The 23,868-nt window shown below is 66.2% G+C and carries 22 protein-coding genes; 15 read left to right on the top strand and 7 right to left on the bottom strand.

The window, feature by feature from the left end; genetic code table 11:
* Window positions 1-150: 150 nt before the first annotated feature.
* Both BUF17_RS18180 and BUF17_RS23315 read right to left on the bottom strand, forming a co-directional pair.
* Window positions 151-981, bottom strand: a complete 831-nt coding sequence (locus BUF17_RS18180) for a MurR/RpiR family transcriptional regulator (protein WP_175563742.1) — start codon at window positions 979-981, stop codon at window positions 151-153.
* 773 nt (window positions 982-1,754) lie between these two features.
* A complete protein-coding gene (locus BUF17_RS23315) occupies window positions 1,755-2,057 on the bottom strand; it encodes a hypothetical protein (protein ID WP_244530950.1) in 303 nt (100 codons plus the stop codon).
* On the opposite strand from BUF17_RS23315, the gene BUF17_RS18175 reads away from it, so the two are divergent.
* The 11 genes from BUF17_RS18175 to BUF17_RS18125 all read left to right on the top strand — a co-directional run bounded on the left by BUF17_RS18175 (window position 1,971) and on the right by BUF17_RS18125 (window position 15,047).
* Window positions 1,971-3,524, top strand: a complete 1,554-nt coding sequence (locus BUF17_RS18175) for a sugar ABC transporter ATP-binding protein (protein WP_073631356.1) — start codon at window positions 1,971-1,973, stop codon at window positions 3,522-3,524. The two genes, BUF17_RS23315 and BUF17_RS18175, sit on opposite strands and share 87 nt — an antisense overlap.
* Window positions 3,521-4,537: an ABC transporter permease gene (locus BUF17_RS18170; protein ID WP_073631354.1), complete on the top strand. Its 1,017-nt coding sequence runs from the start codon at window positions 3,521-3,523 to the stop codon at window positions 4,535-4,537. Before BUF17_RS18175 ends, BUF17_RS18170 begins: the two co-directional genes overlap by 4 nt.
* A gap of 5 nt (window positions 4,538-4,542) precedes the next feature.
* Complete coding sequence (locus tag BUF17_RS18165) at window positions 4,543-5,559, top strand: ABC transporter permease (RefSeq protein ID WP_175563741.1); 1,017 nt, start codon at window positions 4,543-4,545, stop codon at window positions 5,557-5,559.
* Between the two features lie 56 nt (window positions 5,560-5,615).
* Window positions 5,616-6,839, top strand: coding sequence for a sugar ABC transporter substrate-binding protein (locus BUF17_RS18160; protein WP_073631349.1), 1,224 nt, complete (start codon window positions 5,616-5,618; stop codon window positions 6,837-6,839).
* Between the two features lie 146 nt (window positions 6,840-6,985).
* The gene (locus BUF17_RS18155; RefSeq protein ID WP_139282586.1) at window positions 6,986-8,029 is read left to right on the top strand and encodes a LacI family DNA-binding transcriptional regulator; all 1,044 of its coding nucleotides are present in this window, start codon (window positions 6,986-6,988) and stop codon (window positions 8,027-8,029) included.
* Entirely contained in the window at window positions 8,026-8,580 is a 555-nt protein-coding gene (locus BUF17_RS18150) for a hypothetical protein (protein WP_139282585.1), read from the top strand. The genes BUF17_RS18155 and BUF17_RS18150 overlap by 4 nt, the downstream gene beginning before the upstream one ends.
* Window positions 8,581-8,626: 46 nt before the next feature.
* The gene (locus BUF17_RS18145; RefSeq protein WP_073631343.1) at window positions 8,627-9,517 is read left to right on the top strand and encodes an N-acyl homoserine lactonase family protein; all 891 of its coding nucleotides are present in this window, start codon (window positions 8,627-8,629) and stop codon (window positions 9,515-9,517) included.
* Complete coding sequence (locus tag BUF17_RS18140; RefSeq protein WP_073631341.1) at window positions 9,514-10,470, top strand: 3-hydroxyacyl-CoA dehydrogenase; 957 nt, start codon at window positions 9,514-9,516, stop codon at window positions 10,468-10,470. The genes BUF17_RS18145 and BUF17_RS18140 overlap by 4 nt, the downstream gene beginning before the upstream one ends.
* Window positions 10,471-10,753: 283 nt before the next feature.
* The gene (gene hisD, locus BUF17_RS18135; protein WP_073631339.1) at window positions 10,754-12,064 is read left to right on the top strand and encodes a histidinol dehydrogenase; all 1,311 of its coding nucleotides are present in this window, start codon (window positions 10,754-10,756) and stop codon (window positions 12,062-12,064) included.
* The gene (locus BUF17_RS18130) at window positions 12,061-12,822 is read left to right on the top strand and encodes an SDR family NAD(P)-dependent oxidoreductase (protein WP_073631338.1); all 762 of its coding nucleotides are present in this window, start codon (window positions 12,061-12,063) and stop codon (window positions 12,820-12,822) included. The genes hisD and BUF17_RS18130 overlap by 4 nt, the downstream gene beginning before the upstream one ends.
* 728 nt (window positions 12,823-13,550) lie before the next feature.
* Window positions 13,551-15,047, top strand: coding sequence for an amidase (locus BUF17_RS18125; protein ID WP_084564882.1), 1,497 nt, complete (start codon window positions 13,551-13,553; stop codon window positions 15,045-15,047).
* A gap of 51 nt (window positions 15,048-15,098) precedes the next feature.
* Here BUF17_RS18125 and BUF17_RS18120 read toward each other — a convergent pair whose 3' ends face one another.
* Together BUF17_RS18120 and BUF17_RS18115 are read right to left on the bottom strand one after the other, a co-directional pair.
* Window positions 15,099-15,554 (bottom strand): carboxymuconolactone decarboxylase family protein, encoded by a 456-nt coding sequence (locus tag BUF17_RS18120; protein WP_073631336.1) that lies wholly within the window; start codon window positions 15,552-15,554, stop codon window positions 15,099-15,101.
* Window positions 15,555-16,022: 468 nt separating this feature from the next.
* Window positions 16,023-17,156 carry an epoxide hydrolase family protein gene (locus tag BUF17_RS18115; RefSeq protein WP_073631334.1) on the bottom strand — a complete coding sequence of 378 codons (1,134 nt, stop codon included), beginning with the start codon at window positions 17,154-17,156 and terminating at the stop codon, window positions 16,023-16,025.
* 80 nt (window positions 17,157-17,236) lie between these two features.
* Between BUF17_RS18115 and BUF17_RS18110 the strand changes: the two genes are divergently transcribed.
* Both BUF17_RS18110 and BUF17_RS18105 read left to right on the top strand, forming a co-directional pair.
* Window positions 17,237-18,163 (top strand): LysR substrate-binding domain-containing protein, encoded by a 927-nt coding sequence (locus tag BUF17_RS18110; RefSeq protein WP_073631332.1) that lies wholly within the window; start codon window positions 17,237-17,239, stop codon window positions 18,161-18,163.
* A 311-nt stretch (window positions 18,164-18,474) separates the two neighbouring features.
* Window positions 18,475-18,864, top strand: coding sequence for an ester cyclase (locus BUF17_RS18105; RefSeq protein ID WP_073631330.1), 390 nt, complete (start codon window positions 18,475-18,477; stop codon window positions 18,862-18,864).
* A gap of 231 nt (window positions 18,865-19,095) precedes the next feature.
* Here the strand turns inward: BUF17_RS18105 and BUF17_RS18100 are convergent, their stop codons facing one another.
* Entirely contained in the window at window positions 19,096-19,959 is an 864-nt protein-coding gene (locus tag BUF17_RS18100) for an MBL fold metallo-hydrolase (protein WP_073631328.1), read from the bottom strand.
* A 325-nt stretch (window positions 19,960-20,284) separates the two neighbouring features.
* Between BUF17_RS18100 and BUF17_RS18095 the strand changes: the two genes are divergently transcribed.
* On the top strand, window positions 20,285-20,884 hold the full coding sequence (locus BUF17_RS18095; protein WP_073631326.1) for a TetR/AcrR family transcriptional regulator: 600 nt from the start codon (window positions 20,285-20,287) through the stop codon (window positions 20,882-20,884).
* Between the two features lie 10 nt (window positions 20,885-20,894).
* Here BUF17_RS18095 and BUF17_RS18090 read toward each other — a convergent pair whose 3' ends face one another.
* The gene (locus tag BUF17_RS18090) at window positions 20,895-21,584 is read right to left on the bottom strand and encodes a pyridoxamine 5'-phosphate oxidase family protein (protein ID WP_073631324.1); all 690 of its coding nucleotides are present in this window, start codon (window positions 21,582-21,584) and stop codon (window positions 20,895-20,897) included.
* Window positions 21,585-21,643: 59 nt separating this feature from the next.
* Window positions 21,644-22,618: an MBL fold metallo-hydrolase gene (locus tag BUF17_RS18085; protein ID WP_073631322.1), complete on the bottom strand. Its 975-nt coding sequence runs from the start codon at window positions 22,616-22,618 to the stop codon at window positions 21,644-21,646.
* Window positions 22,619-22,757: 139 nt separating this feature from the next.
* Here BUF17_RS18085 and BUF17_RS18080 point away from each other — a divergent pair, with 139 nt between their 5' ends.
* On the top strand, window positions 22,758-23,660 hold the full coding sequence (locus BUF17_RS18080; RefSeq protein ID WP_073631320.1) for a LysR family transcriptional regulator: 903 nt from the start codon (window positions 22,758-22,760) through the stop codon (window positions 23,658-23,660).
* Window positions 23,661-23,868: the final 208 nt, after the last annotated feature.

Below are 23,868 nucleotides of genomic sequence, written 5' to 3'. Positions count from 1 at the left end.
CTCTCTGGATGAAGCCGATGGCGGCCGACGCCGCGACGCGATGGAGCAAAACTCCATTCACCCGCAGGATCCGGCCCGACGCCCTCATGAGCGGGACGTTAGTGGAGTATTACTTCATTTTTATGACGCCAACAATGGAGAAAAACTCCATCAGTCATCGCTCCCCGCGACCGTCGCTGCCGCCGGGGGTGCCGAAGCCGCCGGGGCGGCGAGGGCGGCGATCGCCTCCGCGATGTAGACCGCCCGCGGCACGGCATTGATGTAGCCGCCATAGGCGGGGATGTTCAGCTTCGCCATGGACAGCACGACGTCGGCGTGGCGTGCGAGCGCGCTGCGGGGATGGCAGGTGACGGCCACGCAATAGGCGCCGGCCGCCCGGGCCGTCCGCAGGAAATCGACCGTGTTGAGCGTGACGCCGGAGTCCGAAATCGCGAGCGCCGCGCAGTGCGGGCCGAGACCGTTTGCCACCTCGTGGGCGAGGGCGGCATCGCGGAAGGCGTAGGCGTTGAGCCCGGAGCGCAGCAGCCGGTAGGAGAACAGTTCGGCGATGATGCCGGAAACGCCGGATCCGTAGATGTCGATGCGTCTCATCGGGCGCAGCCGGTCGGCGACCCGCTGGGCGAGCGCGAGATCGAGGCCTTCCGCCGTGTGCGTCACGGACCGGGCCAGTTCGCCGGCGAGCGTGAGGAGCTGATGCTCGTCCTTCGGCGCGGCCTCCGTTCCTGCGGTGTCGCGAACGGCCAGTTCGCCCGCCAGCGCCAGCTTGAAGTCGGAAAAGCCGTTGAAGCCGGACATCTGGCACAGCCGCACGATGCTGGCCTCTCCAGCGCGGCACAACCGGCTCAGGTCCTTCAGGGAAAACCGCACGACCTTTTCGGGGTTCTCGACGATATAGAGCGCCGTGCGCGCCAGCGCGTTCGGCAGGCTCGGTATGCTGGCCTCCAGATAGGCGAGAGGCCCGGGACGTCCGGTATGCGTCATGGCGTGGCTTTGCATGGCGTGGCTTGGCATCGTGAAGGGAGCATCACGGGGCATCCTGGTGTTTTACGCCATGCCCCCCGGACTGCCATCTCCATTTTCCGGGCGGCGTCGCGCGCCCTCCAACCGCTCCGCGATGCGTCAACGGGCGTCAGCGGTGGGATGTCTGCACCTCAAACGGCGATACCGCACGCCACCATCTCATCGGCACACCGCTACGCTCTATCCGCGCGGCAGCCCGTCGGCGACGGCGGCCGCGATGGCGTTCCTTTCGTCGCGCAGCAGTTGCGCGGCGAGAGCGACGTCCGGCCGGAGATGGCGCGCTCGGTCCTCTGAAGCAGAGCGTTGCCATCGGCGCGTTCCGGCGCGCTCTGCTTCACCGGATGTTCGAGATCGCGGCGGACGGTCGACGGCGAGGCGCTGATGGCATCGGCCAGGTCCCGAATGTCCGACGCTTCGCCGGAATCGTCTCGAAGCGTCCGCGCGCGGACTCGTCGTCGCAGTCGCCCTGCCGTTAGCGCCTGCTCATCCGATCTGCCGTCTAAGCCACCCGCAGTCACGCCGTGTCGCGATGCGGAATGAGCGATTATGGAAGATTCTGACGCAATCCAGGGCATCCTTCCGTAGCAACTGGAGAATTCCCGGTGTTTCCGCGGCTGGGGCCGATGGGGGCGACTCGCCTTCGCGTTCTCAGGCGCGGGGCGAGGCGAGAGTGGCGCGTCACCGGCGACGAGAGGCGTTTCCCACGAGTCATGCATCTGTTTCTCGAAGCGTTATCAATGACTTGATGACGAAGAAAGGCGCTTCTCGCTGATCTGAGCCACAAAATCGAACAAGTGCGCTTGACCGAAATCAGAAAGACCGTCATCAATGGGAACGTTCTCAGAGAACGTTCCCGTTAGTGGAGCGGCTCGGGAGTACTGGGAGGAAAGAGAATGGCGGATGCCACAGGCCGCCCCGGCACCGGGGAGCGGCCACCCTTGTCTCGCGAGATGCGCGCCTCCGGCGTCAGCAAGTCCTATGGCGCGACCGTCGCTCTCGAACATGCCGACATCGCTCTGAAGGCCGGCGAGGTTCATGCGCTTCTCGGCGAAAACGGCGCAGGCAAGTCGACGCTCGTGCGCATCTTCACCGGCGCGGTGATTCCGGATCGCGGCGAGATGCAGTTGCATGGTGAGACCTACGCGCCGCGCTCCATCCTCGATGCGCGCAGGAGCGAGGTCGCCACGGCCTTTCAGGAACTGAGCCTGGTTCCAAACTTGAGTGTGGCGCAGAATTTCCTTTTACCGGCCCTCGCGGGCCATGGCTCGCTGCTGGTCTCGCGCCGCCATGTCATCGCCCGTGGCGCGGAAATCCTCGCGCGTCATGGGCTCGTGCGGATCGATCCGGCCGCGCGCGTCGGCGACCTGCCGCTCGCCGAGCGCCAACGCATCGAGATCGCCCGCGCCATCGAGAATGCCGGCCGCGTGCTGATCCTCGACGAGCCGACCGCCTCGCTTGCCGAAACCGACTGGCTGTTCGAGCAAATCGGCAAGGCACGTTCGCGTGGCGTTGCCATTCTCTACATCTCGCATCGCCTCGCCGAGGTGCGGGAAATCTGCACGTCGGCGACCGTGCTCCGCAATGGCCGGTCCATTGCCACGGTCGGCCTGGGCAGTTCCAGCGATGGCGACATTTTCGAGATGATGGTCGGCCACCGGGTGGAGCATGCGCGTCGGCCTGCGCGGGTTGCGGGTTCGAAAAGCGCGGCGCGTCTCGCCGCTGAGGATCTGACCGGACACGGCCTGCGCGGAGTGAGCCTGCAACTCGGGGAAGGCGAGATTCTCGGCGTCGCCGCGTTGGAAGGACAGGGGCAGCGCGGGCTCTTCCGCTTGCTGGCTGGACTGGAGACGCCCACCGGCGGTGCGATCCGTATAGACGGCAAGACGGCGGCCTATCGCAGCCCGCGCGCGGCGTTGCGCTGCGGCTCCGGGATCAGCTACCTCCCGGAAGAGCGCAAGACCGAGGGTATCCTCGCGGGTCTGTCGGCCGCGACCAACGTGGTGCTGCCGTTCCTGCCGCGCGTGGGTCGGGCGGGATTCGTCGGCCGGCACGATGAGGAGAAGGCCGCGCAGCCCGCGGCGCAGGAAGTGGCGCTGAACCCGCGCTATCTCGCCTTCTCCATCGGCGACCTGTCGGGCGGCAATCAGCAGAAGGCGCTGATGGCGCGCACGCTGGCCACCGGCGCGCGCACGTTGCTGCTGTTCGATCCCACGCGGGGTGTCGATGTCGGCACCAAGGAATCGATCTATGCCGCCATACGCGCCTTCGCCGAGCGCGGCGGTTCGGTGCTGTTCTATTCCTCGGAACTGCCGGAGATCGTCCAACTCGCCGATCGTTGCCTGGTTCTCTATGGCGGCAAGGTCTTCTGCGAGCTGGAAGGCGGCGACATCGCCGAACAGAAGCTGGTGGCGGCGATGATCGGTCATGGCCCGCGCCCGCCGGCCGGTCGCGCGCCCGCTTCCTCCGCCACCCCAATTCCGGTCGCCGCGGAGAATGCCCGATGAGCGCTACTGCAAGTACGGACGCATCCGGGTCCGTCTCTTCCGCTGTCCGCTCGGGCGCGGCCCCGCGTCACCGGCTCTGGCGGCTGACCCATGGTGCTGGCCTGATCTTCGGGCTCTATGTGCTGCTCTATGCGCTTTACGCCTACCAGCAGCCGCGCGCTCTGGACACCTACGCGATCGCCGCGCTGATGAACAACACAGCGCCGTTGGCGCTCGCGGCGGCCGGGCAGACGCTGGTGGTGCTGAGCCGGGGCTTCGACCTGTCGATCGCAGGCGTGATCTCGCTCAGCAACGTCGTGCTGGCCGTCTATCCCATGGAAGGGCCGGGCGGGGCGCTGCTCTCGATGCTGCTCTGCCTTTTCATCGGCGGTGTCGTGGGAGTGGTGAACGGCTGGTTGGTGGCCTATCTCCGGCTCCAGTCCATCGCCGCCACGCTGGCGACGATGATCATCTGCCAGGGCATTGCGCTGGTGATCCTTAATGCGCCGGGCGGGGCGGTCTCGGACTGGATCGCCGACGAGCTGACGGGGCGGCTGTGGGGCGTGCTCCCGGTCTCTGGGGTTGTCGTCGCAGCCGTGGTCGGGCTGTGGCTGCTGATGCGGCGCACGAATTACGGGATCGCGCTTTATGCCATCGGTGCGGACGAGCCCGCCGCCGCGCTCTCCGGCGTCAATGTGCGGCGCACCCGTTTCATCACCTTCGTCGGCGCCGGCATGCTCTACGGCCTCGCCGGAATGATGCTGAGCGCGCAGACGGCAACCGGCAATCCGAATTCCGGAACGCCTCTGCTGCTGCTGTCCTTCGCCGCGGTGTCGCTCGGGGGAACGTCGCTGAACGGCGGACGCGGCGGTCTCTTCGCCTCCGTCATGGGCGCCGCAACGCTCACCCTGCTGCAGAAAGTGCTGTTCTCCAGCGGCGTGTCCTCCTTCTACACCGGCCTGTTCCAGGGCGTCGTGCTGATCGTAGCGGTGGTCTTCAGTGGACTGCTGACGCGGATCGGGGAACGGAAATGACGGTCATGAACGAAAATCCGATCTCCGAAAGCCGCTTCGTCCAGGCCACCGATACGCGCAGGAGCGCCCGCATCGGCGCCGAGACCATCAGCACCATTACCGTGGCCATCCTGTGCGTCGTGCTGCTACTGGGCGCGCGCTTCATCAGCCCGTCCCTCGGCTCGTGGTCGCAGGTGGAGACGGTGCTCGTGCTGGGCTCCTTTCTGGTGGTGCTGTCCTTCGGCCAGGGTCTCGTCATTCTTTCCGGCGGGCTGGATCTCTCGATGCCGGCGGTGGTGACTCTCGGCGGCATTCTCGCCACCAACTGGGTCGGTGCCACCGATCCCGGTGCCTGGTACCTGCTGCCGGTCGTGTTGCTGGTGTGCGGGGCGGTCGGCTTCCTCTCCGCCGCCGGGATCGTCTGGCTGCGAGTGCCGCCCTTCATCATGACGCTGGCGATGTCGATCATCGTTGCCTCGGTGCTGCTCGGCTACACCAACGGCACGCCGCGCGGGTCCGCGCCGGACGCCGCGCTTGCTCTGATGAAGGGCCATCTCTTCGGCCTGCCGACGCCGGTGTTGTTCCTGGTCGCCTTCGTGATTTTCGGCTGGCTGTTCCAGAGCCGCTCCATCTTCGGGCGCTATCTCTATGCCATAGGCACCAATGTGGAGGCGGCACGCATCGCCGGCGCTCCGGTCACGGCGATGCGGATCCTGCCCTATGTCGTCAGCGCGATCAGCGCCGGCTTCGTCGGCATCATGCTGGTCGGCTACTCCAATGGCGCCACGCTGCGCATGGGCGACAGTTATCTGCTGCCTTCCATTGCCGCCGTGGTGATCGGCGGCTCCTCGATCCTCGGCGGGCGCGGCACGTTTCTCGGGACGGTCGGCGGGGCGATCCTGCTGACCACGCTCGGGACCATCATCTCCGCCATCGGCCTCGAATTCGGCCTGCGCACCATCATTGAGGGCGCCATCGTGCTGGTGGCGCTGCTGCTCCTGCGCGAGGAGCTTTTCCAGAAACTCGGCTCTCTGTGGCGCTGATCCCAGGCGGGCGAGACGAACGACAAGAACACGCAAAATACCAGGAGGAAACGACGATGATATCGACGCTGCTCAAGACCGCGACCGCCGCCCTGCTGCTTGGGGCTGCCTGCATGGGGGCCATCCAGCCTGCACAGGCCGAAGGCCCAAAGGATGGAAAGAAGTACAAGATCTATCTGAGCCTCAGCTACTCGGGCAATGCCTGGCAGTCCGAGGCCGCCAACATCGTCAAGGCCCTGGCGGCCACCCCGCCCTATAACGACATGGTCGAGCTGAAGGAGGTGATCTCCGGTGCCGACCCGCAGGCGCAGATTTCCGCCTATGAGAGCATGATCGACGCTGGCGCCGACGGCATTGTCAGCTTCCCGATCTCCGCCACCGCGCTCAATCGCACCATCAAGCGCGGCTGCGAGCAGGGCGTGCTGTTCTTCATGTACGACGCCACCGTCACTGAAAGCTGCGCCTACAATGTCAGCTATCTCTCCTCCGGGTTCGGCGAGAACTCGGCGCAGGCGCTGGTCAATTCGCTTGGCGGCAAGGGCAAGATCTTCCTGTCGCGCGGCGTGCCCGGCAACTCGGTCGACCAGCGCCACACCGACGGCGCCAAGCACATCTTCGCCAAGTATCCCGGCATCGAGGTGGTGTCCGAGTATTACTCGTACTGGGACGACCGCACGACCCAGCAGGAGACCGCCAAGGCACTCGCCGCGCACCCCGACGTCCAGGGCATCTGGGCCCAGGCGGGCGAGTACGGCGCCATCCAGGCGCTGCTCGACAAGGGTGGAAATCTCGTGCCAGTCACCGGCGAAAACTCCAACGGCTTCCGCCTCGCCCTCGCCGATCCGGCCATGCAGGCCAAGGGGCTGACCGGCGTCTCGGCCGGCTCACCGCCGGCGCAGTCGGGCTATGCCTTCAAGCTGATGATGGAAATCCTCACCGGCAAGCGCGAGCTCAAGCCCACCAATATCGAATACCCGCTGCCCTGGGTTCCCGCCGACAAGGTCAAGCTGTGCGCGGGTGACAAGTTCGAGAACGGCTGCAACGTCTTCCCGAAGGATCGCGTGCCGTCCTCCTTTGTCACCGAAGTGCTGAATCCGGTGCTGCTGCCCGAGTTGAACATCGACTCGGCTCTGAACGGCACGCCGGTGAAGGGCGCGACCATCCAGCCGCTGCCGGCCGAGATCGTGAAAGCCGCCAACGAGCCGGGCATCAACTGCTCGCACTGCGAGGCGGCCCCGGACCAGTACAAGCTCACCAAGATCGCCCCGACGGTGAACTGAACCAGCACGAACTGCCGCCCGGCTCCTGCAGGCGCCGGGCGGCCTGAGATGCGCGAACGGGATACCGCAATATCACGGTACCGCACGAATCTGCTTTCCTGCCGCAGCGAGTCGATCGCCGGCGGTGGCGGGACAGGAGACAGGCTTTGAGCGACGCACAACGAGACAAGGGACGCCGGGTGACCGTGAAGGACCTCGCACGCGATCTCGGTATGTCGGTCTCGACAGTTTCGCGAGCCTTCTATCCGGACGCGGTCGTCGCCTCCGAGACGCGCCGGCTGGTGCTGGAGCGTGCCGCCGCGCTCGGCTATCGCCCCAATCCCTTCGCCCAGAGCCTGATCACCAAGAAGACCCAGATCGTCGGCATGGTGGTCGCCGACCTGACCAACCCGTTCTACCCCGAAGTCATGACCGAGATGACGGCGATGCTGCAGGAAGCGGGCATGAACGTCATGCTCGCCGCAGCCAACCAGCCGGAGAAGATCGACGATGCGGTCGACCTGCTGCTGACCTACCAGCCGGACCTCGTCATCGTGCTTGCCGCGAACATGGCCTCGCATGCCCGCGAGAAATGCGAGCGCGCAGGGGCGCCGTGCATCTTCTTCAACCGCCTCTCCGCCGATGGCCTCGGGTTCGGCGTGACCTGCGACAACGAGGCGGGCGGCCGGCTGGCCGCAGATCATCTCATCGACAACGGCCACAAGCACCTCGCCTATGTCTCCGCCTTTCCCGGTGCCTCTACCAATGTGGAGCGGCACAGGGGCTTCTGCACCCAGGCGGTGGAACGCGGTTTCGCGCCGCCGGCCGTGATCGAGGCCGGTCGCTTCAGCTACGAGGCCGGCTATGCCGCCGGGCTCGAGGCGGCAAGCGCCGGACGCCCGCTCGACGGGGTGTTCTGCGCGAATGACATCGTCGCCATCGGCTTCATCGCCGGGGTGCAGGAAAGCGGCCGGTTTCGTGTGCCCGACGACATCTCGGTGGTCGGCTTCGACGACATCACCATGGCCGGCTGGCCCACCCACCTGCTGACAACGGTGGCGCAGCCGCTGGACGGGATGATGGCGGCGACCGTCAGCCTCGCCCGCGAGCTGGCGGTCGACCGCAGGCAGGACCCGCACATCCTGCGGCTGCCGCCGGGACGGCTGATCGAACGAAACACCACACGGCGGCGCGATGGAGGGATCGCATGATTATGCAGCGAAACGCTCTTTTCGACCGCCTGGCGACCGTGCACCGACCGGATTGCGCGCTTTTCGCCGAAGGGCCGTTGCCTGTGCCGGTTGCCGGGCCGGACGATCTGGCACCGCTGCTCGGCTCGGATGCGGCGGCCCGCTACGCCGCGGATTGCCGACCGGTATTCGAGGATCTGCGCCGCGTCGTCGGCCAGCTGGCCGGCTTGATGATCCTGGCGCAGCTCACGGCATCGTCCGAGGTGGCCAGCCTTGACGAACTGGCGAGTTGCCGGCGCCGCTGGAGCGAGGCGGAGGGTCGCATCAAGGCGCTGGCCGCCCCCGACGCGTTGCAGCCGCACCGCGCGCAGATCGTCGCTGCGCACGCTTTTTCGGGCCTAGCGCTGGGAACGTTCTCCGAGCTCCGTCCGCACGTCGACAACGAGGCGACCTTCGACACCATCTCCCGCCATGTGCGCCGTGCCTACGCGCATCTGAGCGCCGCCACGGCCGAAAAGGCGGGGTTCGCGATGGTGGACCTCTCCCATGCCTGTTGCTCCTGCGGACGCTGAACCGCCGGTCGAAAAAGACAAAAGCCGAAAAGGAAGGAAACGAGCCATGTCCGACTATTCGATCTGGGTATGCGAATACTCTTTCGTGAAAAACTATCACAAGAGTGGCGTGCTCTACGGCGCGCATAACCAGGGCTTCGTGAAGCTTCCCTACTGCTATGTCGTCATCAAGGGGCGCGATCATGTCGCCATGGTCGATGTCGGGTACAACGACAAGGACTATGGCAAGGTTCTGGGTGACCGTTTCGGCGTGGAGAACTGGCGCAATCCCACCACGGTTCTCGCCGAGATCGGCGTGAAGCCGGAAGACGTGGATACCTGCTTCATCACCCACGCCCATTTCGACCATTTCGGCAATGTCGAAGACTTCCCGAACGCCAAGTTCTACATCCAGGAGCGCGAGATCGCGAAATGGGTCTGGGCGATGTCGCTGCCTGACCGCATGCGCTGGATGATGGTGGCGGTCGATCCTGGCGACATCGTGCGCGGCGCCGATCTCGCCCGCCAGAAGCGGCTCGTCACCGTGAACGGGGCGCTTGCCGACGTACTGCCGGGCATCGATCTCCACGCCGCCGATGACAGCCACACCTGGGGCTCCATGTGGGTGACGGTGCGCAATGACGGGCAGGCGCAGTCGCAGGACACCTGGGTGCTCGCTGGCGACCTCGTCTATGTGTTCGACAACATCCACGGCCCCGGCGCGGCCGTGGATGAAAAGGAGGTCTACACGCCGGTCGGTCTCGCGGTCGGCAGCCAGACCAATCTGGTGCTCGCCACCGAGGCGATGATGAAGCAGGTCGGCTACGACTCGCACCGCGTCATCCCGGTGCACGAGGAACGCCTGCGCGACACCTTCCCCTCGCGCATCACCCGCGAAGGCCTGCGGATCACCGAGATCTGCCTTGCCGACGGCGAAACCTCGAAGGTGTCGGGATGACGCGCGCGGTGCCTGCCACGGCCCATGTCGTCGCGATCGTCGGCGCCGGCCTGGTCGGCTCCGGCTGGGCTCTGGTGTTTGCCCGCGCCGGATTGCGGGTGCAGGTCTACGACCCGGTCGCCGATGTCCGCGCCCGCATCCTGCCCTGGGCGCGGGAGAGCGCGACCGCACTGGCCAAGGTCGGCCTGATCGAGGATGTCGAGGCGGTCATCGACCGGCTGCATGTGGTCGACACGCTGGAGGCGGCGCTGGACGGCGCCAGCTATGTGCAGGAGTCGGTCTTCGAGCGTGTGGACGTCAAGAGCGAGATCTGCCGTGCCATCGACGCCGTCATGGCGCCGGATGCGATCGTCGGCTCCTCCTCCTCCGGCATTCCCGCCTCGCGTTTCACCGAGGGCTGCGCCCATCGCGGGCGTTTCCTGATCGCCCATCCGGTCAACCCGCCGCATCTGGCTCCCGTGGTCGAACTGGTGCCGGCTCCGTGGACCGATGCCGAGGCGCTGGCCGGCGCGCGCGCGCTGATGCACGCGGTCGGGCAGGTGCCGGTGATGCTCACGCGCGAGATCGACGGCTTCATCCTGAACCGCCTGCAGGGCGCGCTGCTGAACGAGGCCTGGGCGCTGTACGACGAGGGCTATGCCGGCCTTGCCGACATCGACGCCACCATCGCGCACGGGCTCGGGCTGCGCTGGGCCTTCATGGGGCCGTTCGAGACCATCGACCTGAACGCGCCCGGCGGCATCGTCGACTACGCCGCCCGGCTCGGGGGCATGTACCACGCCATGGCGGAGAGCCGCACGCCGCGCGCCTGGCCGGAAGAGACCATCCGTCGCGCTGGCGAGGAGCGCCGCGCGGCACTTCCGGAAGCGGAACTGGCCGCCCGTCGCGCCTGGCGCGACCAGGCTCTCACCGGCCTCGCCGCCTTCAAAAAGGCCAGCGGTCTCGCTCCCTAGAGCATATCCCGTTCAGATCGAACCGATCTGAACGACAAGGATATGCTCAAGCTTTTGAATCTGGAGCGATTTCTTGTCGATCTGATGATTCCATCAGATCGGAAAGCGCTCTAGAGCATATCCCGTTCAGATCGAACCGATCTGAACGACAAGGATATGCTCAAACTTTTGAATCTGGAGCGATTTCTTGTCGATCTGATGAGTCTATCAGATCGGAAAGCGCTCTAGCTCCCGGCCTTCTCTCCTCGCCTTCGAGACACACCTAAACGTAAGGACCAGCACTATGGCCGTAACCTATTTGAAGCGCGGCAAGCCCTCCGAGGAGCGCTCGCAGGACGACCGCCGGGTTCGTGAGACGGTCGAGACCATCCTCGCCGATATCGAGGCGCGCGGCGATGTTGCGGTGCGCGAGCTGTCGGAGAAGTTCGATCGCTATTCGCCGCCGGCCTTCCGGCTGAGCCTGAGCGAAATCGAGGCGCTGATGTCGCGGGTCTCGACGCGGGACATGGAAGACATCCGCTTCGCGCAGACGCAGGTGCGCAATTTCGCGCAGGCGCAGCGCAACTCGATGACGGATATCGAGATCGAGACTCTGCCCGGCGTCATTCTCGGGCACAGGAACATTCCGGTACAGTCGGTCGGCTGCTACGTGCCGGGCGGCAAGTTCCCGATGGTCGCCTCGGCGCACATGTCGGTTTTGACCGCGTCGGTGGCCGGCGTGCCGCGCATTGCCGCCGCGACCCCACCCTTCAAGGGCGAGCCGAACCCGGCGGTGATTGCCGCCATGCATCTGGGCGGCGCACACGAGATCTATGTGCTGGGCGGCATCCAGGCGATCGGCGCGCTGGCGATCGGCACGCAGACCATCGCGCCCGTCGACATGCTGGTCGGGCCCGGCAACGCCTTCGTCGCCGAGGCCAAACGCCAGCTCTACGGCCGCGTCGGCATCGACCTGTTCGCCGGTCCGACCGAGACCATGGTGATCGCCGACGATACGGTGGATGGCGAGATCTGCGCGACCGACCTGCTCGGGCAAGCAGAACATGGCTACAATTCGCCGGCCGTTCTCATCACCAACAGCCGTCGGCTTGCCGAGGATACGCTCGCCGAGATCGACCGCCTGCTGGCGTTGCTGCCGACCGCCGATACCGCGACCAGATCGTGGGCCGATTATGGCGAGGTGATCCTGTGCGACACCCATGAGGAGATGCTGCAGGTCGCCAACGACATCGCCTCCGAGCATGTGCAGGTCATGACCGACCGCGACGACTGGTATCTCGCCAACATGCATTCCTACGGCGCGCTGTTCCTTGGCCCGCGCACCAATGTCGCCAATGGTGACAAGGTGATCGGCACCAACCACACGCTGCCGACCCACAAGGCCGGGCGCTACACCGGCGGTCTCTGGGTCGGCAAGTTCCTGAAAACCCACAGCTATCAGAAGATCACCACCGACGAGGCGGCGGCGACGATCGGCGCCTATGGTTCGCGGCTGTGCCTGCTGGAAGGCTTCGTCGGTCATGCCGAGCAGTGCAATGTGCGCGTGCGCCGCTATGGCCACAAGAACGTGCCCTATGGCGAGGCGGCGGAATGAGCACCGCCGTGCCGTCGTTCCGGCTGGACGGAAAACGAGTGCTGGTGACGGGCGCGGGGCGCGGCATCGGCCTCGCCATCGCCCAGGCCTGCGCCGCCTCGGGTGCGGAGGTCACGCTTTGCGCCCGTTCGGAGGGCGAGATCGGTGAGGCGGCGGCGGACTTGCGGGCCCAGGGCCTCAAGGTTGAGGCGCTGCCGGCGGATGTGACCGACTTGGAGGGGTTCGCCGCGCTGATGGCGGCACGCCCCGCCTTTGACGTGTTCGTCAACAATGCCGGAACGAACCGACCCAAGCCGCTCGCGCAGGTGACGGTCGAGGATTACGACGCCGTGCTGGGGCTCAACCTGCGCAGCGCCGTCTTCGCGGCCAAGGCCGTCACCGCCCGGATGATCGAGGAGGGGCGCGGCGGATCGGTGATCAACATGTCGTCGCAGATGGGTCATGTCGGTGCCGCCAACCGCACGCTCTACTGCGCCTCGAAATGGGGGCTGGAGGGCTTCACCAAGGCGCTGGCGGTGGAGCTGGCGCCGCATCGCATCCGCGTCAACACCATCTGCCCGACCTTTGTCGAGACGCCGATGACTGAACCCTACTTCCGCGATGCGGCTTTCCGCACGGAAGTGCTGTCGAAGATTCCGCTCGGTCGCATTGGGCGCGTTGACGAAGTGGCTGCGGCGGCGGTGTTCCTCGCATCGGATGCTGCATCACTGATGACTGGCAGCGCTCTGATGCTGGATGGGGGCTGGACAGCCCTGTGAGGGTGGCGACGTTTTGCAAGCGCCGATCGTGGTGCCTGACTGGCAAAACCGCGTGATATCGAACGTCACGCTTCGGTGCAGCGGGACTCTGCCGAAGCGTACCGCCGTGCCTATTCTAAAGCACTGCGGCGAAGACGCAGGTCTCATTTCGTCTATGTCGGCGCGCGGTCCGGGAGAGCGGCCTGAGCCCAGCCTTTGTTTGGTGCGCAGACATGTCGGTTATGCCGATTTGTATGTCGGAAGCTGCCGTTCCACTCCCGGCCCCGGCTTTGCCGTCGCGTGAAGCTGAATGATAGCCGTGGCGACCGATCATTTGACGAAGACGCCCCTCCAACGGTGAGCGCTGACATCGGCAATGTCAGTGTGGCGCCCTCGGCGGGCGGTTGGAGGAGTGCTGGCAGCGCCCAACTCTCCCGACGTCATGGACAGCCAGGGCAAGAGATGGAGCGCGCCGCCGCGCCCCACGCGGTCACCTTCCGCGCAATGTCGCCGAACCCGCCGCCTGCATGATGCCGTCCGGCCGGCGGACGATGTGCGCGTCACCCGCGGGTTGACGTGCGTCAATGTCATGGACGCTCTGCCGCGCGCATGTGTAGCGCGATGACTTCCGTGCGTGCGTGGCAATGTTTCTTTGCCGGAGATGCGGCGTCGGTATTTGGCGGTCGCCGTCTTCGTGGCCACCGCCACAATATACGTCGTGTTTGGTCCCTTCGGCGAAAGTAACGCACATGATCGATCGCAGAACACTCATCAAGGCCGCCGGCACGGCGTTCGTCGCGTCCAGGCTTGGTCCTTCGGCCGCCCAGGCCGAGACGGACGATCCGCTCAGCTACGCCTCGGTCGACGAACTGATCGCCCTGTTCCGGGCCAGGAAGGCTTCCCCGGTCGATCTCTTGAAGGCGCAGATCAAGCGCGTCGAAGCGCTCAATTCGAAGATAAACTGCATCACCTACGAACATTTCGATCAGGCGCTGAAAGAGGCCCAACACTCTGAGGACCGCTATCGACGTGGCGATGCGAGACCTCTCGAGGGCATCACGGTCGCGATCAAGGACGAGTTCGGCCGGCCGGGCTGGCAGGTGACGCAGGGGTCGCTCGTTTACAAAGACGCGCCGCCGATGACCGAAAACAGCGCGGTCATCGACTCGCTCGAGGCAGCCGGCGCCGTCATGCCGTTCCAGACGACGGTGCCGGAGTTCTATCTCTTCATCGGCGCCTCGACCCGCGCCTGGGGCACGACCCACAATCCATGGAACCTCGAATACTCGCCGGGCGGGTCGTCGGCGGGATCGGGGGCGGCGCTGGCTGCGGGCTTCGCGACGCTGGCGATGGGATCGGACATGGGCGGCTCGATCCGCCTCCCTGCCTCGCAGAACGGTCTCTACGGCTTCAGGCCGCCGTTCGGGCGCGTCGCGAGCGGGGAAGTGCCCTTCTCGACTTCTGGCCCGCTCGCGCGACGCTGCGACGATCTCATCCATCTCCAGAACGCGATTGTCGGCCCCTCCGACAAGGTCATGGCCGCCATCCGGCCTCGCCTCGACTATCCCACCCAATATCCCGACCTGTCTGGATGGCGGATCGCCCTTGATTGGGGCGCGGCCATCGCCGAGGTCATTCCACCGGTGAAGGCGGCGATGCAGCAGGGCGTGGAAGCCCTCCGCAAGGCCGGCTGCGTCGTGGACGAGGTCGACTGCGGCTTCTCGAAGGACCAGAAGCTCGTCTTCATCCGCGGGCTGATGGCGACGTCGCTGGGCACCCTGGTCGATACGGCGAACGCGAACCGGGATCGTCTCTCCCCCTACATGGCGGAGGTGATCGACGTCGTCGGACCCGTCGGACCGCGGCAAGCGGAGGAAGCCGAGGCTCTGGTCGAGCTTCTGCACCGGCAAGTTCAACAGCGGGTCTTCGGGAAGGGTTACCGCGTCCTGCTCATGCCGACCATGACGACGCCGCTCATCCGTGCGGACATGTTCAAGAGCAAGGCCGACAATGTCGACCTGTGGACGGGCACAGGGTTCGGCGCGGCGCTGACGTGGCCGTGGAACCTCCTCAACCGCTACCCGGTCGTGGACGTTCCGCTCGGCCTGGTCGACGAAGGAATGCCCTCGGGCATGCAGGTCATCGGACAGACCTTCGCCGATCTTGATACCTTCCAGTTCGCATCGAACTGGGCCCGCCTGCGGCCGGCCTTGTTCACCGACGGGCGGTTCCCGACCTTCGCCTGACATGACGTGGAGCACATCGCCGCGACGGAAACGGTTCCCGCCCGATCGGTCCTAGGCCTTCGCCTGGACAGGCAGTCGAAAGGGCGCCCCAAGCCGATTGAACGCGTTCATCGCCGCAATGGTGATCGTGAGATCCACCAGGTCCTTCGGCGTGAAGGCGGCGCTGGCCGCCGCGTAGGCCTCGTCTGAGGCGTGGGTCTCGCTGACCAGCGTGACCTCCTCTGCCCAGGCGAGAGCGGCGCGGTCCTGTTCAGAGAACAGATGCGGCACCTCGGCCCAGACCGGAACGAGGACGACCTTTTCGAGCGGCATCGTCTTGAGCAGGTCGCGCGTGTGCAGGTCGATGCAGTGGGCGCAGCCGTTGATCTGCGAGACCCGCAGGAAGACAAGGTGGATGAGTTCATGGGGCAGGGCGGTGCCCGTGGTGATGTAGTGGTGGATGCCGTAGAGCGCCTTGGCGCCCTGCGGCGCCACCTCGTTCCAGACCAGTCGCGTGTTCTCGCTCATGTCTCATGCCTGTGCTCGGAACGCCGGAGATCGACGTTCGAAGCGATGACGACGCAAGCGGCCCGAATGTGACACGACCGCGCCGCCCATCGACTCGGAGGCGGCTCGTAGGGCCGCCATGCGCTCCTGAATCCGGTTGCGAGCAGGCTCGATGGGTCCATCGAGGGCGGACACAAGGGTGCCGGCGCCCACTCGGCCGCCCTTAGAGCATAACCCGTTCAGATCGAACCGATCTGAACGACAAGGAAAGGATATGCTCAGGGTTTTGAATCTGGAGCGATTTCTTGTCGATCTGATGATTCCATCAGATCGGAAAGCGCTCTAGAGGCGTCCCTTTGGGGGGGGGGGCGGATCGGCGGGCCTCGGGCGGCCGTTGGAGAAAGCGGACGTCGAGGGGACCGACACACTTCGGCGGCAACGCGCCGCGAGGAGGTGCTGCCTGGAAGGCAAGCCTGCGTCAGGGAGGTTTTAGGGCAGCGACACCGTTGCGATAAAGGCCTGGAGGTCAGCCAGCAAGAGCTGCGGTTCTTCCATGGCGGCGAAGTGGCCTCCGCGCGGCATATCGGTCCAATGAGCGATGTTGTAAGTCTTTGCGGCAAACGAGCGTGGCGGCGGCAGGAAAACCGGGTCTCGAAAAGCTGCGCACCCCATCGGCGTCTCGACGCGTGAGCCGGCCGGAAAGCGATCGGCTCCTTCCAGCCGCTGCCCGCGATAGATCCAGCTCGCCGTCACGACCGCAGGCGGGGCGACATAAAGCATGATGTTCGTGAGCAGTTGCTCTTCCGAGAAGCGACTCCAGAGATCGGGGCTGCCGTCTGCGCGCCGCGGCAGATCCGCCCAGACGCCGAACTTCTCCACTATCCAAGCGGCGGCCCCGACGGGGCTATCAGCCATGGCCACGCCCAATGTCTGCGGCCGGGTGCCCTGCTCGTGGCTGTATCCTTGCTCCCAATCGAGGATGGCTGCTCGACGCGTGAACCAGTCCTTCTCTTCAAGCGAAGCGGGAACGGCGTCTTCTGCGAACACGCTGACCATGTTCATATGAAAGCCGAGCAGCGCTTGCGGCTGATCCATGGCCATCCAGCTCGCGATACCCGATCCCCAGTCGCCGCCCTGAACGAAGTAGCGGGTTTGCCCGAACAAGCGCTGCATCAGGCCATGCATAAGCGCGGCGGTTCGCCTCGGTCCGATGATGCCCGTGATCGGGCTCGAGAACGCGAACCCGGGAAGCGATGGCACCACGACGTCATGTCCGGCCGATGCCAGCGGATCGAGCAACCGATCGAACTCAAGATAAGAGCCAGGCCATCCGTGCAGCAACAGCAGCGGCGGCCTCGTGCCATTTCCGCGCTTGTGCAGGAAATGAATGCGCTCGCGATCGATCTCGGTCGTGAAGTTGGGCAGCTCGTTCAGCCGGCGCTCGACTGCACGCCAGTCGAAGGCCTCCTGCCAATAGGAAACAATCCGCCGCAGGTCATCTTTGCCAATGCCGGCCGACCAGCCGCCCACATCCGGGAGACTATCCCAATCGTACTGCGCGATTTTGCTCCGAATAGCGGCAATGCGACGTTCGGGGATATCGATGACAAAGGGAGTAACCATAGCGTTCTCCTGGCTGGTCGACTTTGGGTGACCTGACACAGAAATGGACGTCATGATCCGGGCTGTGTAGGCTCCTGGCGATGAGAGGTCCTTTGCATCCCGCGCATCGTAGGGCTCCTTCGGCAGATTGGGGCAGGGAGCTGGAACTGTTCGCGCTGGTCGCCGAGAACGGGAGCTTCTCCGCGGCGGCGCGGAAAGTCGCTATGGCTCCATCGTCCGTTTCGCGCGTCATCGATCACATGGAGGAACGGCTCGGCGTCCGGCTCCTGCTGCGAACGACGCGGCTGCTGACGCTGACCCCCGAAGGGGCCAGCTATCTCTCGGCCGCGCGCCGCATCCTGGCCGACGTCCGCGAAACCGAGCAACTGATCTCCCATCGGAGTTCGCCGAGAGGGCGGCTGCGCGTCAGTGCTTCGATCGAGTATGGGCGGATGTTCCTGCTGCCCGTGCTCGGCGGGTTCATCCAGCGTTATCCGGACATAGTGCTGGACATCAGCTTGACCGACGCCGTCGTCGACATCGCGGCCGGTCAAGCTGATGTGGCGATTCGGGTGGGTCCTCTGGCGGACACGCCGCTGGTTGCCCGAAAGCTTGCCCAGACCCGAAAGGTGATCGTCGCGTCGCCGGACTATCTGGCGCGCCGCGGGCACCCCAAAATGCCCGAAGACTTGCACACCCATGACTGCCTCGGCTTCAATTTCAAACGCACCGCACCGGTCTGGCCCTTCCTGAGGGATGGGCGCCTTTATGCGCTCGCCATCAAGGGGAGTGTCGAGGCCGATAACGGCGATACGCTGAGACAGCTCGCGATCGGTGGCGTTGGCATCACGCGGGTCGGGACCATTACCGTCGAGGAAGAGATACGGTCGGGCGCGCTGACGCCCCTGTTGGAGGAGTTCAATCCGGGCGATACGGAGGAAGTCCACGCCCTTTTCGTCGGCGGCTCGCATATTCCCGCCCGGGTCCGATGCTTTTTGGACTATCTGGCAGAGACGCTTCGGCCCTAGAGCGCTTTCCGATCTGATGGAATCATCAGATCGACAAGAAATCGCTTCAGAGTCAAAAGCTAGAACATATCCTTATCGTTCGGATCGATCCGGTCTGAACGGGATATGCTCTAGCCACGGGCCGCAGGAGGGCGCCTGCCCCGCTTGGTTTGGCGCGAGGACGGGCGTCAGCGCCGCGGTGACGGCCACCCGTGCGCTCCGTGCAAAGGTTCCGTGCGCCGTGTTGCCCTGGGTAACGCGCAGACCAGCCCCCATTTCTGAATTGCGCCGACGATCGCCAGCCGTCGTTCCTTTGCACTATCGGAGGCTGCCTGGTGTCCGCCACCATCGCCGATATCTATCGTTGCTATATCGCCTGCTTGAATGCTCAGGACTGGCTGAGCCTCAGCCGGTTCGTGACGGCCGATGTCGAACACAATGGCCGGAGCTTCGGACTGGCCGGCTATCGGGCCATGCTGGAGGAGGACTTCCGGCAGATACCCGATCTCGCCTTCAGGCTTGATCTCCTGATCGAGGACACCCCGATCATCGGCGCGCGGCTCGCCTTCGATTGCCGGCCGACCGGCCTCTTTCTCGGCCTTCCGGTCTATGGTCGCCGTGTCTCGTTCACGGAGAACGTCTTCTACGAATTCCGCGGTGCAAAGATCGCGCGCGTCTGGTCGGTCGTCGACAAGGCTGCGATCGAAGCGCAACTCGCCTGACACGCCCGAGCGCGATCACATCAGTTCCTCCTGCGCGGCGACTTCGCGTAGCGAGCAAAGCCGGTCACACCTGTTCTGGCTCCAACCCGACCATTCGGCGCCGCTGCGTCGAACGTCCGGTCCTCGCGCCAGTCCGCTCGGCCAATCTGGTGCGGTTCAGCGGCTTGCGGCATTCCCCCATGCGGCGAAACCGCCGCATGGGGACCGTGCGTCGCCCTGTCTTTCATCCCCTCAAATCTCCGCCTTCGCCGCATGGGCGGCGCCCCAGAGCGAGCCGGGGTTGATGCGGTCGGGGTAGAGGGCGAGCATGGCGTCGTAGAGTTCGCGGGCCGTCGTGGTCTCGCGGTCGAGGCGGTCGAAGTCCTGGATGTAGCGGCGGGTGGCGGCGATGTGGAACGGGCTGTTGTCCGGATCGAGCGGGCCATGGCCGACGACGACGGCGGTCGGGGCGAGCGCCTCGATGCGGTCGAGCGCGACGAGCCAGGATTTCCGGCCGGCGCGGTCGGTCTCCGTCAGGTACGGGTGTGTCTCGTTATAGACGGCGTCTCCCGCGACGACGAGACCGAGCGAGGGGATGTGCAGCCCCGTGGTGGCGTCGGTGTCGGTGTGGCCGAGCGGGATCGTGCGCAGCGTGTGGCCTTCCAGCGTGAAGCTGTCGCCGTCGAGCGCTTCCGCCACCGTCAGGCGGTCCGGAACCTGGCCGGGGAAGCGGCGGCGCCAGTTGTCTTCCACCATCGCGGGAGAGGACTGCACGCGCATCGCCGCCACCACCTCCGGCATCGCCACCGCCCGGGCTTCGGGGAAGCGTGCGAGCAGCAGGGCCAGCCCGAAGAAGTGGTCGGGGTGGGCGTGGGTCAGGTAGATGGTGCGCAGCGGCAGGCCCTGCGCCGCAATCCAGTCCGCGAGTTCGGCCGTGTGGACGTCGCTGAGGAAGGTGTCGACCAGAACGGCCTCGCGCGCGCCGCGGATCAGCGTCACGGTGTTCGCCACCCAGCACAGGCTTTCCTTGCCCGGCGGAACGCCCTGGGTCGCGCTGGCGCGCTTGCGGATGAACAGGTCCCAGCCGAGGGGGGCGGGGGCGGTTTCGTCGGTCATCGCTGCTTCCTTTCTTGGGGTCGTCACCGGCACGGCCGCCCTGTCTGCGATGCCGAATGGCATCGGGGCGGCTCCGGGGGAGATGAATCGCGGTGGGCGCGAGCCCGCCTCGCATGGCCGGCGCCGCAGATGCCTGCGCCAACACATCGTGCGCGGCCGGCGTCGAGGCGGCGTCTCCGGCCCACTCAATGAGCCGTCGGCGATGCGCGACCGGGCGACACCTGAACAGGCGCGGCACTTGAACATGGGCATCTGTACAGGTATTCTGAACCGATCGTTCCAAAATTAATGGAACGATCGGTCCAAGATGTCAAGCAGGGCTTTCATGAGCGGCAGACCCCAGTTCGACGAGGCGTCCGTGATCGACGCGGCAATGGAAATCTTCTGGCGGCACGGCTATGCCGCGGCCTCCATCGATCAGCTCTCAGCAGCGATGGGGTTGTCGCGGTCGAGCCTCTACAAGCGGTTCGGCGACAAGGAGGGGTTGTTTCGCGAGGTGCTGGCGGCCTATGTCGGTCGCGTCGTCGCCCGCATGAATGCTGCGCAGGGCGCCTCGCACCGCGAGCGGTTGCAGGCACTGCTCATGGGGCTGCTGCCGACGGAGGAGCGCCGCCGCACCCGCCCGCCGGGCTGCCTGCTTGTCCGCTCGTGCGCCGAGATGGGCGATCTGCCGCCGGCCGGAAAGGCGGTGGCACTGGAAGGACTTGCGAGGCAGCGCGCGATCCTCGGCGACCTCTTCCGCGAAGCGGTGGAGGCGGGGGAACTCTCGCCGGCGGCGGATATCGAGCGCCTCGCCTGGCACTTTCTTGGCGTGCTGCAGGCCGTGATGAACCTGCCTCAGGCAGGCGCCACCGTCGACGATGTGCGCGGGATGATCGCGCTCGCAATGCTCGCCTGGCCCGCCCATCCGGTTCCGCGCGGATGAGGCGGCGGGATCAGATGGGGCGCTCGGTGGCGTCGCCGTCGCGGGTCTGGCGCGCGTGCAGTTCCTGCCGCAGCCGGGCGTTCTCCTGCCGAAGCGTCGCGAGTTCGTCGCGCACGGGGGCGAGCGCCGCCGCCAGTTCCGTCTCGGTGAAGCGAGGCGTGATGTGCTGCGGGCAGTTCCAGTCGAACGCCTCCACCGCGATCGTGACGAGGCGTTCGACGCGCGCCGGATAGCCCGCCACGATCAGCCGTTCGGCCAGCGCAGGGTCGTCAGCCGCATCGAGGATGCGCATGCGGCCGAAGATCTTGAGGCGCTGGCGATGGGCGTAGTCCATCAGGAACAGCGACACCCGGTTGTGCGCCTCCACATTGCCGGTGGTGATGTATTGCCGGTTGCCGCGGAAATCCGCGAAACCGAGTGTCGCCTCGTCGACGACCCTCAGGAAGCCCGGCGGCCCGCCGCGATATTGCACATAGGGCCACCCTGTCTCCGACACGCTCGCCAGATAGAAGCCGTCGCGCTCGGCGATGAACGCCCGCTCTGGCGGGCCGAGGCGGCGGTTGCGGACATCCTCGTCCGTGAAATCGCCTCCCGCCGTGCCCCGATCGCCGGCCCGCGCCCACCGGGCCGCACTGCCATAATGCTCCTGCGCGGCCTCGACCGAGGGCGTCGACGCGATCTCGAGATAGCCGTTGCGCATATTACTGCCTCGCTGTCCCTGTTTCGCTGTCGATAGCATGCGCTCTGGCGCGCCGGCCGTCAGCCCTGCAAGGCCCAGTCCGACACCTGCCAGCGCAACTGGCCGCGGTCGGCGACGATGCGGCCGAGGCCGGGGAAGGGCATATGCGTCGCCGCGATCAGCGCGCCTTCCGCGGCGGCCTGCGGGAAGAAGCGGTCGCGCATCGCCTGCGCCGCCGCACGGTCCTGCTCGAACAGGAAGCCGACGTCGGTCGCGCCGGGGTGCACGACGGGAAACACCATGTCGGACACCATGATGAGGCTCTTCCCGCCGTCCTCCACCCGCACGCCGATGTGGCCCGGCGTGTGGCCGGTCAGGTCGACGATGGAGACGCCGGGCACGATTTCGCGCTCGCCGTCGATCGCCTGCAGCCGGGGATAGAGCTGCACCACATCCGGCGCCATGCGGAAGCTGTTCTGCAGGTAGTCGGGCGCGCCGGCGCGCTTCGCCGGGTCGGTCCAGTGGACGATATCGCGCCGGTCGATGTGGAGCTCGGCGTTCGGATAATTGTTCTTTCCGCCCGCGATCAGCCCGCCCATGTGGTCCTCGTGCATGTGCGTGACGATGACCGCGTCGATCTCTTCCCGCTTGAGGCCGAGCGCGGCAAGCGCCTGCGGCAGCGCCCCGGTCTGCCCGATGGATCCCGCCGGTCCGGTGTCGATCAGGATTCGCCGCTCGCCGTCGTCGATCAGGTACTGGTTGAACAGGAAGCGCACGCCGCTCGGCCGGGCGGTGAACTGTGCCACTGCGGCCTGTTCGACCTCGGCGGCGGTGCGCCCGGGAAAGAAGGTGTAGGGCATGTCCGCATAGCCGTCGGTCAGCGCGGTCACGGTGAAGCGGCCGATGCCGATCTGCGCGAGCGGCGTCACCGTCGCGACCGGGGCCTCGCCGGCCGCCGCCGAGGCCGGAACCGGGCGGAGGAGGGGCATGAGGCCGAGCCCGGCGATGCCGAGAGGCAAGCCACGGGCAAACGCGCGGCGGGACATGTCGAGCATGGGGTCCTCCTCCTGTGATCGATCGGCGAGGCGCTCTCCAGAGCCGCTTCCACCCGCCAGTGGCTCACGCTAGAGCTTCCCGGTTTGTTGGCGTATCCTGTATGTTCGGGAATGCTCCTCTCATTTACTGGAAGGCGACATGGATCGGTTCGATGCCATGACGGTGCTGGTGGCGGTCGTCGAGGCCGGCAGCCTCTCGGCGGGGGCGCGGCGGCTGGGTACGCCGCTTGCCACGATCAGCCGCAAGGTCGGCGAACTCGAACGGCATCTCGGCGCCCGCCTGCTGCTGCGTACCAGCCGGGGCCTCGCTCTGACGGAGGAGGGCCGTGCGTTCGTTGCCGCATCCCGGCGGATTTTAGAGGATCTGGAGGCGGCGGAGCGCGAGGCCGCGGGCGATTTCGGCGCGCTGCGCGGCGGCTTTCACGTCACCGCGCCGGTGGAGTTCGGGCAGCGCCATCTGCTTCCCGTCGTGCTGGGCTTTTTGGAGGAACAGCCGGAGATCAACCTCAGGCTGACGCTGGCCGATCGGCAGGTCAGTCTCTCCGACGAGCATGTCGATGTCGCGCTGCGCATCGGGCACCTCGCGGACAGCGCGCTGATCGCCACGCGCGTCGGCACCGTGCGCCGGGTGATCTGCGCCAGCCCCGGCTATCTCGCCCGGCGCGGCGTGCCCGAGCGGCCGGAGGACCTCGTCCGCCACGACGGCATCAGTTTCCAGGGCTTCGCCGTCGCGCCGGAGTGGCGCTATCGCCGCGACAGCGTCGCCTTCGCGGTCGAGCCGCGCCCGAAGCTCGCGGTCAACACCACAGGGGCGGCAGTTCAGGCGGCCCTCGCGGATGTCGGCATCATCCGTCTGTTGTCCTATCAGGTCGCGGACGAGTTGCGGACGGGCCGTTTGCGGGAACTGCTCGCCGACTTCGCGCCGGAACCGCTCCCCGTGAACCTGATCTACGCGCCGTCGGAGCCGCTGCCGCCGAAGGTCCGCTGCTTCATGGACTGGTCGGTGCCGCGCCTGCGCGCCGCGATGGCCGAAAGCGCGTGACGCCGGTCAGATCGTCGAAGGCGGGGAGCAGGCGGGAACGCCATCGGTGCGGATGGCCCGCATGCCGGAAACTACCTATTGATGGGATCAATCTCATGCCTCCCCGACCCCAGTGCCCGCTCCTGGCGGCGTGATCGGGAGGCATGGTGGAGACAGGGACACGGGGTGGCGGGGATCCGGAGGTAGCGATCCAGGGCAGCGATGTGGA

Source organism: Pseudoxanthobacter soli DSM 19599 (genome assembly GCF_900148505.1).
In the GTDB taxonomy this organism is placed as follows: Bacteria; Pseudomonadota; Alphaproteobacteria; order Rhizobiales; family Segnochrobactraceae; genus Pseudoxanthobacter; species Pseudoxanthobacter soli.
Note: the sequence above shows the minus strand (reverse complement) of the source record. Positions and strands in the feature narration are given on the sequence as shown.

What these genes read in the sequence shown, in the direction of transcription:
- BUF17_RS18180 (WP_175563742.1), bottom strand. Translation starts at nt 981, where the DNA reads ATGACGCATACCGGACGTCCCGGGCCTCTCGCCTATCTGGAGGCCAGC.
- BUF17_RS18175 (WP_073631356.1), top strand. Translation starts at nt 1,971, where the DNA reads ATGCGCGCCTCCGGCGTCAGCAAGTCCTATGGCGCGACCGTCGCTCTC.
- BUF17_RS23315 (WP_244530950.1), bottom strand. Translation starts at nt 2,057, where the DNA reads ATGAACCTCGCCGGCCTTCAGAGCGATGTCGGCATGTTCGAGAGCGAC.
- BUF17_RS18170 (WP_073631354.1), top strand. Translation starts at nt 3,521, where the DNA reads ATGAGCGCTACTGCAAGTACGGACGCATCCGGGTCCGTCTCTTCCGCT.
- BUF17_RS18165 (WP_175563741.1), top strand. Translation starts at nt 4,543, where the DNA reads ATGAACGAAAATCCGATCTCCGAAAGCCGCTTCGTCCAGGCCACCGAT.
- BUF17_RS18160 (WP_073631349.1), top strand. Translation starts at nt 5,616, where the DNA reads ATGATATCGACGCTGCTCAAGACCGCGACCGCCGCCCTGCTGCTTGGG.
- BUF17_RS18150 (WP_139282585.1), top strand. Translation starts at nt 8,026, where the DNA reads ATGATTATGCAGCGAAACGCTCTTTTCGACCGCCTGGCGACCGTGCAC.
- BUF17_RS18145 (WP_073631343.1), top strand. Translation starts at nt 8,627, where the DNA reads ATGTCCGACTATTCGATCTGGGTATGCGAATACTCTTTCGTGAAAAAC.
- BUF17_RS18140 (WP_073631341.1), top strand. Translation starts at nt 9,514, where the DNA reads ATGACGCGCGCGGTGCCTGCCACGGCCCATGTCGTCGCGATCGTCGGC.
- hisD (WP_073631339.1), top strand. Translation starts at nt 10,754, where the DNA reads ATGGCCGTAACCTATTTGAAGCGCGGCAAGCCCTCCGAGGAGCGCTCG.
- BUF17_RS18130 (WP_073631338.1), top strand. Translation starts at nt 12,061, where the DNA reads ATGAGCACCGCCGTGCCGTCGTTCCGGCTGGACGGAAAACGAGTGCTG.
- BUF17_RS18125 (WP_084564882.1), top strand. Translation starts at nt 13,551, where the DNA reads ATGATCGATCGCAGAACACTCATCAAGGCCGCCGGCACGGCGTTCGTC.
- BUF17_RS18120 (WP_073631336.1), bottom strand. Translation starts at nt 15,554, where the DNA reads ATGAGCGAGAACACGCGACTGGTCTGGAACGAGGTGGCGCCGCAGGGC.
- BUF17_RS18115 (WP_073631334.1), bottom strand. Translation starts at nt 17,156, where the DNA reads ATGGTTACTCCCTTTGTCATCGATATCCCCGAACGTCGCATTGCCGCT.
- BUF17_RS18110 (WP_073631332.1), top strand. Translation starts at nt 17,237, where the DNA reads ATGAGAGGTCCTTTGCATCCCGCGCATCGTAGGGCTCCTTCGGCAGAT.
- BUF17_RS18100 (WP_073631328.1), bottom strand. Translation starts at nt 19,959, where the DNA reads ATGACCGACGAAACCGCCCCCGCCCCCCTCGGCTGGGACCTGTTCATC.
- BUF17_RS18095 (WP_073631326.1), top strand. Translation starts at nt 20,285, where the DNA reads ATGAGCGGCAGACCCCAGTTCGACGAGGCGTCCGTGATCGACGCGGCA.
- BUF17_RS18090 (WP_073631324.1), bottom strand. Translation starts at nt 21,584, where the DNA reads ATGCGCAACGGCTATCTCGAGATCGCGTCGACGCCCTCGGTCGAGGCC.
- BUF17_RS18085 (WP_073631322.1), bottom strand. Translation starts at nt 22,618, where the DNA reads ATGCTCGACATGTCCCGCCGCGCGTTTGCCCGTGGCTTGCCTCTCGGC.
- BUF17_RS18080 (WP_073631320.1), top strand. Translation starts at nt 22,758, where the DNA reads ATGGATCGGTTCGATGCCATGACGGTGCTGGTGGCGGTCGTCGAGGCC.